Source organism: Acidicapsa ligni (assembly GCF_025685655.1).
Classification (GTDB): Bacteria; Acidobacteriota; Terriglobia; order Terriglobales; family Acidobacteriaceae; genus Acidicapsa; species Acidicapsa ligni.
In genome coordinates, this window is record NZ_JAGSYG010000003.1 from 442,674 (window position 1) to 457,547 (window position 14,874).

The 14,874-nt window shown below is 56.5% G+C and carries 14 protein-coding genes and 1 tRNA gene; 10 read left to right on the plus strand and 5 right to left on the minus strand.

Features of this window, described 5'->3' with window-relative positions; translation table 11 throughout:
- Nucleotides 1-50 precede the first annotated feature (50 nt).
- A tRNA-Val gene (locus OHL19_RS12265) sits at nucleotides 51-127 on the minus strand.
- A gap of 151 nt (nucleotides 128-278) precedes the next feature.
- Between OHL19_RS12265 and OHL19_RS12270 the strand changes: the two genes are divergently transcribed.
- Nucleotides 279-1,157 (plus strand): ChbG/HpnK family deacetylase, encoded by an 879-nt coding sequence (locus OHL19_RS12270; protein WP_263357987.1) that lies wholly within the window; start codon nucleotides 279-281, stop codon nucleotides 1,155-1,157.
- 74 nt (nucleotides 1,158-1,231) lie between these two features.
- A complete protein-coding gene (bshA, locus tag OHL19_RS12275; RefSeq protein WP_263357988.1) occupies nucleotides 1,232-2,383 on the plus strand; it encodes an N-acetyl-alpha-D-glucosaminyl L-malate synthase BshA in 1,152 nt (383 codons plus the stop codon).
- A gap of 215 nt (nucleotides 2,384-2,598) precedes the next feature.
- Here the strand turns inward: bshA and OHL19_RS12280 are convergent, their stop codons facing one another.
- Entirely contained in the window at nucleotides 2,599-3,903 is a 1,305-nt protein-coding gene (locus tag OHL19_RS12280; protein WP_263357989.1) for a sensor histidine kinase, read from the minus strand.
- A 156-nt stretch (nucleotides 3,904-4,059) separates the two neighbouring features.
- Here OHL19_RS12280 and ribA point away from each other — a divergent pair, with 156 nt between their 5' ends.
- On the plus strand, nucleotides 4,060-4,716 hold the full coding sequence (gene ribA / locus OHL19_RS12285) for a GTP cyclohydrolase II (RefSeq protein ID WP_263357990.1): 657 nt from the start codon (nucleotides 4,060-4,062) through the stop codon (nucleotides 4,714-4,716).
- 165 nt (nucleotides 4,717-4,881) lie between these two features.
- On the opposite strand, the gene OHL19_RS12290 is transcribed toward ribA, so the two are convergent.
- From OHL19_RS12290 to OHL19_RS12300, 3 genes are all read right to left on the minus strand, one after another.
- Nucleotides 4,882-5,802, minus strand: a complete 921-nt coding sequence (locus OHL19_RS12290; RefSeq protein WP_263357991.1) for a DUF2090 domain-containing protein — start codon at nucleotides 5,800-5,802, stop codon at nucleotides 4,882-4,884.
- A gap of 150 nt (nucleotides 5,803-5,952) precedes the next feature.
- Nucleotides 5,953-6,504 carry a DinB family protein gene (locus tag OHL19_RS12295; protein WP_263357992.1) on the minus strand — a complete coding sequence of 184 codons (552 nt, stop codon included), beginning with the start codon at nucleotides 6,502-6,504 and terminating at the stop codon, nucleotides 5,953-5,955.
- 282 nt (nucleotides 6,505-6,786) lie between these two features.
- The gene (locus tag OHL19_RS12300) at nucleotides 6,787-7,605 is read right to left on the minus strand and encodes an ATP-binding protein (protein WP_263357993.1); all 819 of its coding nucleotides are present in this window, start codon (nucleotides 7,603-7,605) and stop codon (nucleotides 6,787-6,789) included.
- Between the two features lie 438 nt (nucleotides 7,606-8,043).
- Here OHL19_RS12300 and gap point away from each other — a divergent pair, with 438 nt between their 5' ends.
- The 7 genes from gap (at nucleotide 8,044) to OHL19_RS12335 (ending at nucleotide 14,843) form a co-directional block, all read left to right on the plus strand.
- Complete coding sequence (gap, locus tag OHL19_RS12305) at nucleotides 8,044-9,048, plus strand: type I glyceraldehyde-3-phosphate dehydrogenase (protein ID WP_263357994.1); 1,005 nt, start codon at nucleotides 8,044-8,046, stop codon at nucleotides 9,046-9,048.
- Nucleotides 9,049-9,128: 80 nt separating this feature from the next.
- Nucleotides 9,129-9,515 (plus strand): Rid family hydrolase, encoded by a 387-nt coding sequence (locus tag OHL19_RS12310; protein WP_263358374.1) that lies wholly within the window; start codon nucleotides 9,129-9,131, stop codon nucleotides 9,513-9,515.
- Nucleotides 9,516-9,518: 3 nt separating this feature from the next.
- Nucleotides 9,519-10,733, plus strand: coding sequence for a phosphoglycerate kinase (locus OHL19_RS12315; protein ID WP_263357995.1), 1,215 nt, complete (start codon nucleotides 9,519-9,521; stop codon nucleotides 10,731-10,733).
- Nucleotides 10,734-11,391: 658 nt separating this feature from the next.
- Nucleotides 11,392-11,868 (plus strand): nucleotidyltransferase, encoded by a 477-nt coding sequence (locus OHL19_RS12320; protein WP_263357996.1) that lies wholly within the window; start codon nucleotides 11,392-11,394, stop codon nucleotides 11,866-11,868.
- 141 nt (nucleotides 11,869-12,009) lie between these two features.
- On the plus strand, nucleotides 12,010-12,651 hold the full coding sequence (locus OHL19_RS12325; RefSeq protein ID WP_263357997.1) for a hypothetical protein: 642 nt from the start codon (nucleotides 12,010-12,012) through the stop codon (nucleotides 12,649-12,651).
- A 226-nt stretch (nucleotides 12,652-12,877) separates the two neighbouring features.
- Complete coding sequence (gene tpiA, locus OHL19_RS12330; RefSeq protein WP_263357998.1) at nucleotides 12,878-13,630, plus strand: triose-phosphate isomerase; 753 nt, start codon at nucleotides 12,878-12,880, stop codon at nucleotides 13,628-13,630.
- 55 nt (nucleotides 13,631-13,685) lie between these two features.
- Nucleotides 13,686-14,843: an acyltransferase family protein gene (locus tag OHL19_RS12335; protein WP_263357999.1), complete on the plus strand. Its 1,158-nt coding sequence runs from the start codon at nucleotides 13,686-13,688 to the stop codon at nucleotides 14,841-14,843.
- Nucleotides 14,844-14,874 lie beyond the last annotated feature (31 nt).

Here is a 14,874-nt window from a genome sequence, read left to right on the forward strand (position 1 = left end):
CTTATGACTAACGGAATTTGAACGCTATCGAACAATATAAAACGAATATATGGTGGGCAGTGAGGGACTCGAACCCCCGACATCCTGCTTGTAAGGCAGGCGCTCTAACCAACTGAGCTAACCGCCCGCATTCGCGGTAACGTGGCAATGAATTGCCGCCTTTGCAATCATACCAGCGATTCGCCTCAGCCCCAAACTGCGACGCCCAATATCCAGCAACATCCTGCAACAACGTTCAAACGACACCCCAGGACGCCAGGATTGATACACTCAACCGAGTGAAACGACTCATCGTGAACGCCGATGACTTTGGCCTGACCGCAGGCGTCAATCGAGCCATCGTCGAACTCCATCGCCAGCTCGCCCTCACCTCGGCCACCCTCATGGCTGTCGCCCAGGCAACCCGCCAGGCTGCAGACATCGCGCACCAAACCCCAAGCCTCGGCGTAGGCTGCCACGTCGTCCTCGTCGATGGCGAACCAGTCCTGCCCCCAGCGCAACTGCCCACACTTGTGGATCAGGCCACCGGCCGCTTCCGTCCAACGCTCGGCAAGTTTGTGCAGGATCTCTTCCTCAATCGCATCCGCCCCAGCGAAATCGAAGCCGAAGCCTCCGCCCAGATAGCAAGACTCCGCAGCCTCGGCCTCTCTCTCACCCATGTCGATACCCACAAACACACCCACATGTTTCCCCGCGTGCTCGCCCCTCTGCTCCGTGCCGCAGGCAATCAAGGCATCCATGCCATCCGCAATCCCTTTGAAGCCAGTTGGAGCCTCGCAGCCACCCCCGGCGCGCCTTTCCTCCGCCGCACCCAGGTCCACATCCTCAACCGCTTCCAGCCCACATTTCGCAAGCTCGTCGCTCAAGCTCAGCTCGCCACGACCGACGGAGCAGTCGGCGTGCTCGCCACCGGAACCCTCGACGCCAGGACTCTTCATTCCCTGCTCCAGGCGCTTCCCAATGGCACATGGGAGTTAGTCACCCACCCCGGCTACAACGACGCCGACCTGGCCAACGCCCGCACCCGTCTCCTCTCCGCCCGCGAAACAGAACGCGAAGCCCTGCAATCCCTATCCGCCAACGCTGAGCTTCAGCTCATTCATTTCGGCCAGCTCCACTCCGAGCTGAACTCTCACCTGAACTCGTCGATCAGTTAATGTCGTTAATCCCGTTAATTTTCTATAATTTCCAGCATCTTACCAACCACCGCCAGCGTCCAATTTAGAGGCTTATGCGCATCGGAATCACTTGTTACCCTACATACGGCGGCAGTGGCGTAGTAGCCACCGAGCTAGGCATTGAACTCGCAGCCCTCGGCCACGAAGTTCATTTCATCAGCTACTCGCAACCATTCCGCCTGACCGGTCGCGAAACCGGCATCTTTTATCACGAAGTCCCAGTCTCCAACTATCCGCTCTTTGAATTCCCGCCCTACGACCTGGCGCTTGCCTCGCGCATGGCCGAGGTCGCCGAGTACTACCACCTCGATCTGCTTCATGTTCACTACGCCATCCCGCATTCCGTCAGTGCCCTGCTAGCCCGTCAGATGCTCGTCGAACGCGGCAAACATCTGCCCTTCGTCACCACCCTCCACGGTACCGACATCACCCTCGTAGGCATGGATCACTCCTACCTGCCCATCACCCGCTACTCCATCCAGCAAAGCGACGGCGTCACCAGCATCTCTCAGGACCTCAAAGAAAAAACCATCGCCAACCTCGGCATCACCCGGCCCATCGAAGTCGTCCACAACTTCGTAAACTGCGATGTCTACAAGCCCTATCCGGATGAATCTTCCCGCGCCCAGGCTCGCGCAAAATTCGCCGCTCCAGACGAATTCCTCTTCATGCATCTCTCCAACTTCCGCCCCGTAAAGCGCGTAGCCGATGTAGTCCAGATCTTTGCCCGCGTCGCCAAACAACTTCCGGCGCGACTCGCCCTCGTAGGCGACGGCCCCGATCGCTCCACCGCCGAATGGCTTGCCCATTCCCTCGGCATCCACGACCGCATCCACTTCCTCGGCAAGCAAGACCGCGTCCACGAACTTCTGCCCCTGGCCGATCTCATGCTCATGCCCAGCGAGATGGAGTCCTTCGGCCTGGCCGCACTCGAAGCGATGGCCTGCCAGACCCCAGCCATCGCCACCCGCGTAGGCGGCGTACCAGAACTCATCGACGACGGCGTGAACGGCCTGCTCTTTCCCGTAGGCGACGTAGAAGCCATGGCCGAAGCCTCCATCGCCCTGCTCAACGATTCCGAACGCCATCAAACCATGCGCAACGCAGCCCGCAAAACCGCGCAGGATCGCTTCTGCTCCACCCGAATCCTGCCCCGCTACGTAGCCTTCTACGAATCCCTGCTAAACAACAAACCACCATCCTAAACAAAAATCTCTAATCCAATCCCCGCAAAAAACCCACACTTGCCTTTGCCCTTGCTGTTGCCTTTGCTGTCGCACTTGCCCTTGCTGTTGCACTTGCCGTTCTGTCTGTCATTCCCGAAGGGAATCTGCTTCTGCCGTTGCAGTTGCTGGTGTCCTTGCCGTTGTAGTTGCCCTTGCAGTTCTATCTGTCATTCCCGAAGCTAATCCCCTTCGCCCTACCGCCCCATCTCCGGCAAATCAGACGGAATCTCAATCGAAACCAGCGTTCCCCGCCCCGGTCGCGAAACCACAGTAAACCGCGCCCGGTTTCCATACAACACTTCCAGCCGCTCGCGCACATTCTTCATGCCGATGCCCGCGCCCCCGCGTGCCAGCGCCGATGGCGGCTTCAGCACAATACCCACTCCATCGTCTTCCACTTCCACCACCATGCTGTCGCCCTGCATCCGGCTCCGCAGCGTAATCGTGCCGCCTTGAATGCGCGGTTCCAGTCCATGCTTGATGCTGTTCTCAATCAGCGGCTGTAGCAGAATACTCGGCACCAATACGTCCAGCGTCTTCGGATCAAGCTCCTTCACCACCTTCAGCTTCTCCGACCCAAACCGCACCACCTCAATATCCAGATAATCGTCCGTAAAACTCAACTCATCCCGCAGCGGAACATATGTATCGTGATCCTTCAGCAGCGCCCGCAGCAGATTCGCCAGCTTGATGATCATCTCTCGCGCCAGGTCTGGCCGAAAGCGCACCAGCGACCCAATCGAATTCAGCGTATTGAACAAAAAATGCGGATTGATCTGCCGTTGCAACGCATCCAGCCGCGCCTCCAAAACCAGCCGCTTCTGCTCCTCCAGCTTCAACTCGATCCGCAGCGCATTCCACATCTTCAGGCTGATCGCCACCACCATCGGAGCGCATAACCACACCAGCACCTGCAACCACAACGCATCAGCATCCAATGCAAACAGCCGATGCGGATACCGGCTCGAAAGCCAGTCATGCGCCACCTCCATACCGGCAATCAACATCAGCAGCAAAATCTGCCGGTCAAACTTCGGCTTGCGCAGATTCCTCCGCACCCACCGGTACACGCTCAAATCGACAAACGGAGTAAACGACCAGATCTCTTCCTTCTCAACCCACGCTCCAAACAACCCGGAGACCAGCCCCACCGCGCACAGAAACGGCGGCGCCAGGTACTCTCCGCGAATCGTCGCTGGAAACGCCAGCACCAGCCCGCTCAGCATTCCCCACGCTGGCCCCACCAGCAGCCCAAGCAGCGTCACCGTCTCAAACGAAAGATCTGCCGCGAGAAAATTCCTCACCGTCAGCCGCACCCACACGCCCAGCGTCAGCGGCACCAGCAAAAACGCCATCAGCGCCATTGTCTGCCGGTTCTGTCGATGATCCGCAAACAACAGCCGCTGAAATGTCCGCGACCGCGCCAACGCACTCGAAACCGAAGCAGCCACCCCCAGCTTCACCAGCAACGTAATCAGAATGAGCTTTTGATCAATCACCCATCCACTCTATCGCTTACCAGCCCCCAAGATCCCGCCTCTTTCAAAAGGACATAGCCTTCAGCACCCCCTGACTCCTTCCTCGTAGGAGACGAATCGTTCTCCACCCCTGGCACATCCAATTGAAAGTAGGTAATTTCTCGTAAAATGGTGCATATGCAGTTTGAAAATGTAAATAAAGTAGCTGAAGCAGACCTCCCCACCCGCTGGGGTCAATTCCGTATTTATGGCTTCGAAGGCCATTTGTCTGAGCCACGCCCCTGCTACGACAAATCCACATCCGATAACAAAGTTGAGGGCCTCGTCGCCCTCGTCATGGGCGATGTACACTCCGCTCCCCCTCTGGTTCGCATCCACTCACAATGCCTCACCGGAGACGTCTTCCACTCCCTGCGCTGTGACTGCCGTATGCAGTTGGAGTTAGCGATGGGCAAAATTCGTGACGCAGGCTCCGGCATCCTCCTTTACGAGCAGCAGGAGGGCCGCGGCATCGGCCTGATGGCCAAGCTCAAGGCCTATCAACTCCAGGATCACGGACGCGATACCGTCGAAGCCAACGAAGAACTTGGCTACGCCGCCGACTGCCGAGGCTTCGAACTGCCCGCCGAAGTCCTCAAGCTTCTCAACGTCCCAGCCGTGCGCCTCATCACCAACAACCCGGAAAAAGTAGCAGCATTGGAAGCCGGCGGCATCATCGTAGTCGAGCGCATCTCCGCCGAAGTAGTTCCCGAAGAGACCTTTGAAAAATACATGAAGACGAAGCACCAGAAGATGGGCCACATCGTCGACACGGCACAGGAATCCATAGTCTAAAAATTAACAAGCAAAATGAACGCACCAAAATAAATGAGCAAGACCAATCGGCAATCAACCCAGGGAGAAGCAACTCTCCCTGAATTGATTGCCGATTTTAGCTGATTGCCGAGTTTGATTATTTAGATTGATTGCCGACTTGGCACCGCTCCCGCGCAGCGCCGTTCAGGCCTTCTTACCCGCCTCAAACACATCCACAAACTCACGATACCTACGCGCTATCTCAGCAACCGCCTCATCCCGTGAATTCTTCCCCGCCCGCCAATTCACCAGCGGATCCCAGAAGTCCGTGCGGCCCACGGCGAAGCCAATAAATCCATCCACACCAGACGCCGTATTCAGCCACTCATGCACCTTCGCATCATCTTCACCGCGACCCAGAATGATGCAGCTGACATTGTCCCTGCCGCCCTGTCGCGCCGTGGCCACAATCTTCTCGCAATCCTCGCGACGATCCAGCCCCTCGATCTTCCACACATCCGGCTCGACACCAGCCGCCTGCAACTCTTCCAGCGCCTTCACCATCAGTTCAGGACGAAGCTCCAGGTCATAAGCCGTCTTGTCACCCAGAAAATGATCCAACTGCTCCTGCTCCGCCGGCACCAGCAACTCAAACATAAACAGAGCCTGCCCCGCACCCTGCAGATAATCCGACAGCCGCTTCAACCGCGCCGCCTGCTCACGATTCAGCGTCGCGTCGCCTCCAGGGTTGTAGCGCACCAGCACCTTGCTGAAGGTTGGCTTGAACTCTTCAATGTGCTTTGCAAAATCATCGCCGTACTGAAAATCAAACTCTTCCTGTCCACTCTTCTCTGCCGCCATCGCAAAATGAAATCCCTGCGCCTTGGCATCCCGCAGTATCGCCGCACCAAACTGTTCATCCACCAGGATGGACGACTTTTCCTTCTCCACCCCATCGGCAATCGCCTTCTGAAAGCCGTCATAAATAACCTGCTTGGCTTTGGCAATCTCCGCCGTCTGCTCCGTCGAAAGCTCACCCTTCCAGCCAAACATCTTCGTCTGAAAAGAACCACGATGATCAAAAGGAAGAATGTACAAGGGCTTCGTAAATCCGCGAGGCGTCATGATGTCTCCTGTGTGTTGCGTAAAAAGCTGCTGTTTGGAAAATACAGGTTGGCGTTCAACTCCAGATCAAAAATGCGCAATCCGGTAAAAATAATGGCTACCGCGGCTGAATACATTAGAGCGCATGTCGGAACAAATCGATGTCTAAATCTAAATATCTTCCCAATCGCGCAGCGCCACCAGCACTTTCGCCGTAGTCACCACCTGCCCCACATGCCGCATCGTATGATCCGCCACATGAATCAGTGCCCCGCCAATACTCGTAGGCAACTGCTTTCGCCCAACCCCGCGCAAAGTATCCAAATCCGCAGTAGCCAGCACCCGCACCCGCTCCGCCGCATTGCTCAAGGAAGCGTCAACCGCAGCCATAAGTTGCGCCAAAGTCTCCTCCCCACTTAGCTCATTCCCGTTTAGCTCAGATTTAAGCAGTCCCAACTGCTCCGCAGAAAGCTGCTTCCCCTCCGCATAGCAAAGAATCCGGTCCACACTTCCAGCAATATGTCGCAGATGAAAAGTCACCGAAGGCAACCCTAACGGACGCGCATTCACCTCAACATCCGTAAGCCCTGCAGTCCACTTCGTAAGATCCTCAAGCGCCAGTTCCAAAGCATGAAGCACAGCCCGTCCCGCCGCCGGAACATCCCCATGCGTCCCCCGCATCCACGGCTCGATATATGGCGAACTAACATCCTGAGTATTCATAGAAGCCCGTCCAGAAAACCCGTCCAGCTCTCCCAACTCAAACAAAATCGCGGTCCTCAGCAACCGCACTTCCCTCAGACATACCTTCGTCGGTGACATGTCTTTGTCGGCGATGCGAAAAGCAAAAGGACCAGCTTTTGCCTTTCTGTCCGTCATTCCCGCAGGGAATCTGTTTCTTCCACCAACCTCAACAACTGCGAGTGCCTCATCGCGCCGTTCAGGTGAGATAACTCATCTGAGATAACAATCCCGCTGCCTGAATCCTTCAATTCAAACCCAAACCTAAACCGTGCTCTTAACCCGCACCACGGTAATCTTGCTGAACCCCTCATCAAACGCCGGAGGCTTCAATCGCTCTGCCATCTTCTGCATCACATCATCGCTCACCGGCCGATCCCGCTTGCTATTCCGCTCCAGGCAAACCTCCAGCGGAACATCAAAGAAAACCGCCTGCACCTCGTACCCAAAGCTCGCCGCCATCTTGATCCACTGCCTGCGCTCATGCGGAGAAAGATTCGTAGCATCCACATAATTCCACGGCATCCGCGCAATCAACCGCGCCCGCAGCAGCGATCGCAAAGTTGAAAAGACCAGCCCCTGGTAACGCTGCTCCGTAATGTCATCAAACAGGATCGTCCGCAGCAAATCACTCGATAGCGGAGTCACTCCACGGCGCTTGAACCAGGTAGTCTTGCCTGAACCCGGCAGCCCAATCGTCAGCACCACAAATCCCTTGGGATCCTGCACCGTCCGCCCTGCCGCCTCATTCTCCGCAGGAGGCAGCGACGGCATATCCGGCTGCGTCTCCATCTCCAACCGACCCGAATTAGCCGCCTCATCGCTGTAACGCGGCGCAGCCGGCGCCTGTCTCTGTGGTCGCGAACCATGCCTTTGCTCTCGCCCACCGCTCTGCCTCAGATCCGGCTTCACATCCTGCTTCGGCGCAACTGGCAAAGGTGGCGGCAATGGCGCACTCCTCTGCGTTGGCGAATCCTCCGGGTAGGTAGGCACCAGCGGACGCGGCTGGTTCACAGGCAACTCATGACCGATCTTGCCGGTCGACTCTGTATTGTTAGGCTCTCGCTTGGAACGTCTTCTCATATCTTGCTTCTCAAATCACGGGCGGCCGTTAGCCTTGTGCCCGATTATCAGATAACCCGATTATCACACGCAGCACTGCACACCAATTCGTGCATTTTCCATCGGAACCAACTATCGCAATCACCCGGGAACCCACCCCGCCCAATCGCGAAATAAATCCCGCTCCCTGTTGCTGATAAGCCAATTTTGAAGAACACAGTCTTCCGCCCGTACATAAGCCCAGCAATAGCAATAAGCCCTTAGCTCCGAAGGCAGCATCCGCCAAACTCGCCTCAACTTTTTCGCTGAGTCGTTTTGAACACATTGACAACAGTGATAATCTGATGAGTTTGGTGGAAGGTCACGTCCCAAAACGAAATGTAAAGGACATCCCTCGGTCAAACGTATCCCGATTTGAATGCACCACGACACCTAAAGCATCCTAAGGAGACAGCAAACATGGCAGTCAAGGTTGGAATCAACGGCTTCGGCCGCATCGGCCGTAACGTTTTCCGCGCAGCTCTGGGCAATCCCGAAATCGAGTTCGTCGCCGTCAATGACCTCACCAGCCCCGCGATCCTCGCGCATCTTCTCAAGCACGATTCCATCCTCGGCAACCTCAAGAATGAGATCTCCGCAGGCGAAGATTCCATCACCGTAGATGGCAAGACCTTCAAGGTATTCGCCGAGCGCGATCCAGCCAAGCTCGACTGGGCCTCAACCGGCGCAGAAATCATCGTCGAGTCCACCGGCCACTTCACTGACGCCACCAAGGCCAAGGCTCACCTCGGAGCAACAGTTAAGAAAGTGATCATCTCCGCTCCCGCCACCAACGAAGACATCACCGTCGTCCTCGGCGTGAACGACAGCAAGTATGACGCGTCCAAGCACAACGTCATCTCCAACGCGAGCTGCACCACCAACTGCCTCGCACCGGTAGTCAAAGTCCTTCTTGAGAACTTCGGCATTGTCAGCGGCATCATGACCACCATTCATAGCTACACCAATGACCAGGTCATCCTCGACTTCCCGCACAAGGATCTCCGCCGCGCACGCGCTGCCGCCATCAACATGATCCCCAGCTCCACCGGCGCAGCCAAGGCCCTCAAGCTCGTCATCCCCGAGACCGCCGGCAAGCTGGACGGCTTCGCCATCCGCGTCCCAACCCCCAACGTCTCCATCGTTGACCTCACCTTCATCAGCGAAAAGACCACCGACGCAGCCTCCGTCAACGCAGCCCTCAAGGCCGCCAGCCAGGGCGAACTCAAAGGCATCCTCGGCTTCGAAGAGCATGAACTCGTCAGTTCCGATTTCAAGGGCAACGCTCTCTCCTCGATCGTCGACGCACCCCTGACTAAAGTAGTCGGCAACAGCGTCAAAGTCCTGAGCTGGTACGACAACGAGTGGGGCTACTCCAACCGCGTAGTAGACCTCATCAGCTTCCTGGTAAAAAAAGGCCTCTAAACCAGTAACTGAACAAGGTCCAGTCATCCCAGAGCAAAGCGAAGGACCTGCTTTCCCCTTCGCTTTGCTCCAGCTTTCCGATCCGCCGCACCAACCTTTCTTGCTGTTGCCCTTGTTTTTGCCGTTGCTGTTGCCTTTGCTGTTGCCCTTGCTTTTCTGTCTGTCATTCCCGAAGGGAATCTGCTGTTAGCACTTGCCCTTGCCCTTCTTGCTGTCATTCCCAAAGGGAATCTGCCCTTGCCCTTGCCGTAAGCTCTTCCCTGAATCACGTAGTCCGAACCCGCATGTATCTCACCCATGCCGAAGACCGGGAAGCCATAGGCCACGTCCACGGCGAAGTCTTTCATAACATCCGTCCAGCGGCCATCATGGTCGTAGTAGCTCAGCTCTTGAATCCCAAATGGCGTGTGGAAATCGAATTTGACGCAGTCGTCACTTCGAATACGCCCACCGCAGAAGGCCAGTGAAAAATGTCCAAGCTCTCCATCCGCGACCTCGACCTCGAAAACAAGCACGTCTTCATCCGCGTTGACTTCAACGTCCCCCTCACCGAAGACGGCACCGCCATCACCGATGACACCCGCATCAAGGCCACTCTGCCCACCATCGAGTACGCCATTCGTCATCACGCCAAAGTCATCCTCGCCTCGCACCTAGGCCGCCCGAAAGGCAAGCCCAACGCGAAGTACTCGCTGCGCCCCCTAGTCGACCGTCTCCGCGAACTCCTCGACCACGACGTCAGCCTCAACGTCAACGTCGGCTTCTCTCCCGACTGCATCGGCGACGTAGCCAGCGAACTAGCCAGCCAGCTCGAATCAGGCCAGGTTCTGCTCCTCGAAAACCTCCGCTTCCACCCCGAAGAAGAAGCCAACGACCCCGTCTTCAGCAAGAAGCTGGCCTCACTCGGTGAGATCTACATCAACGACGCCTTCGGCTCTGCCCATCGCGCACACGCCTCCACCGAAGGCATCACCCACTTCGTCAAAAAAGCCGCAGCCGGCCTGCTCATGGAAAAGGAACTGACCTACCTCGGCAAAGCTCTTGAGGCCCCGGAAAAGCCCTTCGTAGCCATCATCGGCGGCTCCAAAATCTCCGGCAAAATCGACGTCATCGACAACCTCCTCGACAAGGTCGATACCCTCGTAATCGTCGGCGGCATGGCCTACACCTTCCAGCGCGCGCTCGGCGTCACCACCGGCAAATCCCTGGTCGAAGAAGACAAGATCGACATCGCCAAAGAGGCCCTCGCCAAGGCTAAGAAAAACGGCGTAAAACTCCTGCTCCCAGTCGACAACATCCTCGCCGACGACTTCTCCCCCGACGCCAAAACCCAGGTATGGGATAGCTCCAAAAACTTCCCCGCCGACTGGCAAGGCCTGGACATCGGCCCCAAAACCATCGCCCTCATCACCGAAGAAGTAGCCAAGGCCAAGACCATTCTCTGGAACGGCCCCGCAGGCGTCTTCGAATTCCCCGCCTTCGCAGTAGGAACCAACGCCATCGCCAATGCAGTGGCAGATAACGTAGCAGCCACCAGCATCATCGGCGGCGGCGACTCCGTCAGCGCAATCAATCAGGCCGGAGTAGCCGACAAAATCACCCACATCAGCACCGGCGGCGGCGCCAGCCTCGAATTCCTCGAAGGCAAGAAACTCCCCGGCGTAGAAGCCCTCACCAACAAGTAACTCCCCTCGCTTCACCAACCACGGATCCCTGGATGCCCATCCTAAGCGCAACCTCACCGCGCTTAGGATGGGACCAATCAATCGACCGTCCTCTTCCTAAAAATCCAATTAGTCCAAAGCACCAATCCAGAGACAGCAGAGCCCCTGGATCGAGTTGCAGAAAATTATCCCCCACCCCCGCAAAATCAAATAAAGCACCTGTAAAGTTGCGACCGATCTAGCCCTAGCCCTTCCGTCTAGTCGTTGCCTTAGCCTTTCCGTCTAGTCGTTGTCGTTGCCCTTGCCTTTCTGTCTGTCATTCCCGAAGGGAATCTGCTGTCGGCATCAACCAAAGGAAAATCTACATAGCCCCCCTCCCCCCGCACTGGAGGGATACATCGAACAAATGTCAAAATGGGTCAAATTAGCCAGACGAGACAAATCATCTATTCTTCCGCGACTCCGAGAAGCAAAGAGCTTGATTTAACCCAGCGATTAGTACTACGTCAGCCTTACAATCGTACTGTGAGCACCGACAAGACAATCCGCAGATTCTCAAGCCACGCTGAGCAAAAAGCCGAAACCTACCGCTACTGGCAAAGCCGTCCGACCGGCGAGCGATTCGCAGCGGTATGGGAAGCAACGGCCACTGCATACGCATTTAAGGGAATCCACTACGATGCTACCCGAAGATCTGAAGCAACTCTTACTCGCATTCAACGCCAACGAGGTTGAATACCTGGTCGTCGGCGGATATGCGGTAGGAATACATGCCGAACCTCGCGCCACAAAAGACCTCGACCTTTTCATCCGCTCCGCAGACAAAAATAGTAAAGCGGTCTACTGCGCCCTGGTCGCCTATGGAGCACCCCTTGTCGGATTAACTCCAGCAGATTTCCGCGATGATCCTGACTCCGTCTTCCAGATCGGTCAACCACCAGCTCGCGTCGACATTTTGCAGCACATCAGTGGCGTCGAGTTCGAGGAAGCCTGGAAGCAACGTACAGAAGCAATCGTCGATGGCGTCCCTGCCCATATCATTTCGATCGAACACCTAATCCAAAACAAACTAGAGTCAGGAAGAATGCAAGACCTGGCCGATGTCGAAGCTATCCGCGAAGCCCAAATAAACGCGAAAACAAAATCCAAAGATTAACCCCTACAGGACAGCTATTCCGACATCTGGAAAAGAGTCCAGGATTACCGCAGCATTCGATCTACCAGGTGTAGAATTGCGCCAGCCGAAAACCACCCCCTGAAAACGCCCTGAAGCAAAGTCGGCTCGAGGACAGATCACATGAGCTCAGCCCTGCAAACACCAACCGCAGAATCCGTAAAATCCGCCTGTGAAAGATTCGACCGCGAGCACGAACTGATCGAGCAAACCCTCTCCGAACTCTTCCAGCAATATCCCCTCAACAACGACCTGCGCCACGTCCTCCTCAAAGTAGTCGCAGTCAACTCCCTCTATCACACCAGCGTCTACGCGCTCGATACAGTAGCCCGCCACATCCACGCACATCACAAAGAAATCGACATCGCCCTCGACAAGGGCTCACCGCAAATCGTGGACAAGATCGCCAAAGTCACCGTCCAGGGCAAAGTTCATAACTTCTTTTCCTTCGCGACAAAATACTGTAGCTGGCACAACCCAGACGCTTACCCCATCTATGATTCCCGCGTAGACCACTACCTCTGGAGCCTGCAACAGCAGCAAGCCTTCGCCACTTCCTTCATCCACCCCCACCTGTGGGACTACCCGAAATTTCACAGCATCGTAGTCTCCTTCCGCGATGCCCACGGCCTTGGTTCCTTCACCTTCAAAGAACTCGATAAGTTTCTCTTCCTTCAGGGCGAGCGACCATCCGCCCCAATCCCCGACGAGCCGCAACCCGGCATCGGCGCATTCGATTTCTTTCCCGAACAGGAACCCGCCTAGCGACAAACGCGATCGGCACAACCACAGCATTCTCTGAACTCCATGCATGAGGGATAGTCCACTCAGCTATCACTCAAGCACATTCGTCGCTCATAACCTACGCCGCTCATAACCTACGTCACTCATAACATGAACTCGTCGATCGATAGCCAGTCTCACCATCGATCGTCTCCCGCAGCTTCTCCAGTTCATCATCTAAACTAATCTCGAGGAAAACCAACCAATCATGTCCCGTAAACCGCTGATCGCAGCCAACTGGAAGATGTACAAAACTCCCGCTGAAGCCAAAGCCTTCGTCGACGCCTTCCTGCCTCTCGTAGCTGGACATACACGCGACGAAATCGCACTTTTCCCATCCGTCACCTCGCTGGCCACAGTCGTCGAAGCCGTCGCCGGATCGAACGTCCTTGCAGGCCTGCAAAATATGCACTACGCCGAAGAAGGTGCCTATACCGGCGAGACCTCCGCAACCATGCTCAAAGCTGTAGGAGCGACCCATACCCTCATCGGCCACTCCGAACGCCGCCAGTACTTCAACGAGACAGACTCAATCGTGAACAAAAAGCTTCACACCGCGTTGATTCACGGCATCGTTCCAATCGTATGTGTTGGAGAGCATCTTCACGAGCGAGAAGCAGGCCTGACCGGATCCGTACTGCTGGCCCAACTCAAAGGCGCACTCGCCGACATCAAGCCCGCGGATGCCTCATCCATCGTTATCGCCTATGAACCAGTCTGGGCTATCGGCACCGGCAAAACAGCCACTCCAGAGATGGCAATCGGAGCCCACATGATCATCCGCGCAGAAATCGCAAACATCCTCGACTCCAGCGTTGCGCGCGCCATTCGCATCCTCTACGGCGGCAGCGTCAAGCCGGACAATGCAACTGATCTGCTGGACCAGGATGAAATCAACGGCGCACTCGTCGGCGGAGCCAGCCTTAAGCCGGATTCCTTCGCCTCCATCGTCAAGTATTAACACCGCATACACGCGGGACTTGAACCACTGCTTCCAGTCCCGCGTATGATGTCTCATGCCCCGGACAGCGATCCTTCAGACAGCCCAACGCGACTTCTACATCGACCGCCTGCGTTCTGTCATGACTGCGCTCGTCATCCTGCATCACACCGCTATCACTTACGGCGGTCCTGGCGGCTGGTTCTGGCGAGAGATCGAGACCTCCCCAACTCCATCCAGCACGGCCCTGACATTTTTCTGCGCAACCAACCAGGCCTACTTCATGGGCTTCTTCTTTTTGCTGGCTGGATACTTCACACCACGCTCTCTTGAACGAAAAGGCACCGCGCAATTCCTGTTAGACCGCTTCCTGCGCCTAGGCCTGCCGCTGCTGGCATTCATCCTCATCCTCGGCCCGCTCACCGCCGCTATCGTAACCGCATTTGAAGGTCATGGCTTCTGGCCAACCATCGTCTACCTCCGGAACCATCAGCGCATCATCAACGGCCCCCTATGGTTCGCCGAAGCCCTGCTCATCTTCTCGCTCATCTACTGCGCCTGGAGCGCAGCCGTCGCAAAACGACGAACGACTCCACAAACGCCACAACGCTCTCCCCGGCCAGTGCCCGCCTATAGCTGGTGGTTGCTGGCCGCCGTCGGAACAGGCGTAACCGCCCTGGCCATCCGCCAATTCGTACCCACCGGCGAAAACGTCTTCGGCCTGCAGCTCGGTTATTTCGCCAGCTACATCGTTCTCTTCGCCGTCGGCATCGCTGCATGGCGTCATGATTGGCTGCGTCAGCTTCGTTGGAGAGACGCGCAACCCTGGTTATTCATCACGGTCATCGCCTGGCCTTTCATGCCCGTCGGCATCGTGCTGGCGCGTAAGCTCTACGGACCAGGCAGGTCAAACTTCTCAGGAGGATTCTCCTGGACAGCAATCCTCTACGCCTTCTGGGAGCCGTTGATCGCCTGGGGAATCATCTCTCTCTGGCTGCTGGTATTCCGCGAACACATGAACAAGCCCTCTGCCATCTGGGACTGGCTCAACCGCCGCGCCTACGCCGTCTACATCCTGCACCCGCCAGTGCTGGTCACAATAGGCCTGCTTCTCCACCATTGGACCGCACCCGCACTGCTGAAATTCGGCGTCACCGGCATCCTGTCCGTTGCCGCCACCTGGCTAATCTCCGACCCGATAGTCCGTCTCCCCGGTATTCGCAAAATAGTCTAGGGATCAATCAGGCAATCGAGCTGTCAGGCTT

What these genes read in the sequence shown, in the direction of transcription:
- tpiA (WP_263357998.1), top strand. Translation starts at nt 12,878, where the DNA reads ATGTCCCGTAAACCGCTGATCGCAGCCAACTGGAAGATGTACAAAACT.
- ribA (WP_263357990.1), top strand. Translation starts at nt 4,060, where the DNA reads ATGCAGTTTGAAAATGTAAATAAAGTAGCTGAAGCAGACCTCCCCACC.
- gap (WP_263357994.1), top strand. Translation starts at nt 8,044, where the DNA reads ATGGCAGTCAAGGTTGGAATCAACGGCTTCGGCCGCATCGGCCGTAAC.
- OHL19_RS12315 (WP_263357995.1), top strand. Translation starts at nt 9,519, where the DNA reads ATGTCCAAGCTCTCCATCCGCGACCTCGACCTCGAAAACAAGCACGTC.
- OHL19_RS12300 (WP_263357993.1), bottom strand. Translation starts at nt 7,605, where the DNA reads ATGAGAAGACGTTCCAAGCGAGAGCCTAACAATACAGAGTCGACCGGC.
- OHL19_RS12295 (WP_263357992.1), bottom strand. Translation starts at nt 6,504, where the DNA reads ATGAATACTCAGGATGTTAGTTCGCCATATATCGAGCCGTGGATGCGG.
- OHL19_RS12335 (WP_263357999.1), top strand. Translation starts at nt 13,686, where the DNA reads ATGCCCCGGACAGCGATCCTTCAGACAGCCCAACGCGACTTCTACATC.
- OHL19_RS12325 (WP_263357997.1), top strand. Translation starts at nt 12,010, where the DNA reads ATGAGCTCAGCCCTGCAAACACCAACCGCAGAATCCGTAAAATCCGCC.
- OHL19_RS12290 (WP_263357991.1), bottom strand. Translation starts at nt 5,802, where the DNA reads ATGACGCCTCGCGGATTTACGAAGCCCTTGTACATTCTTCCTTTTGAT.
- OHL19_RS12320 (WP_263357996.1), top strand. Translation starts at nt 11,392, where the DNA reads ATGCTACCCGAAGATCTGAAGCAACTCTTACTCGCATTCAACGCCAAC.
- bshA (WP_263357988.1), top strand. Translation starts at nt 1,232, where the DNA reads ATGCGCATCGGAATCACTTGTTACCCTACATACGGCGGCAGTGGCGTA.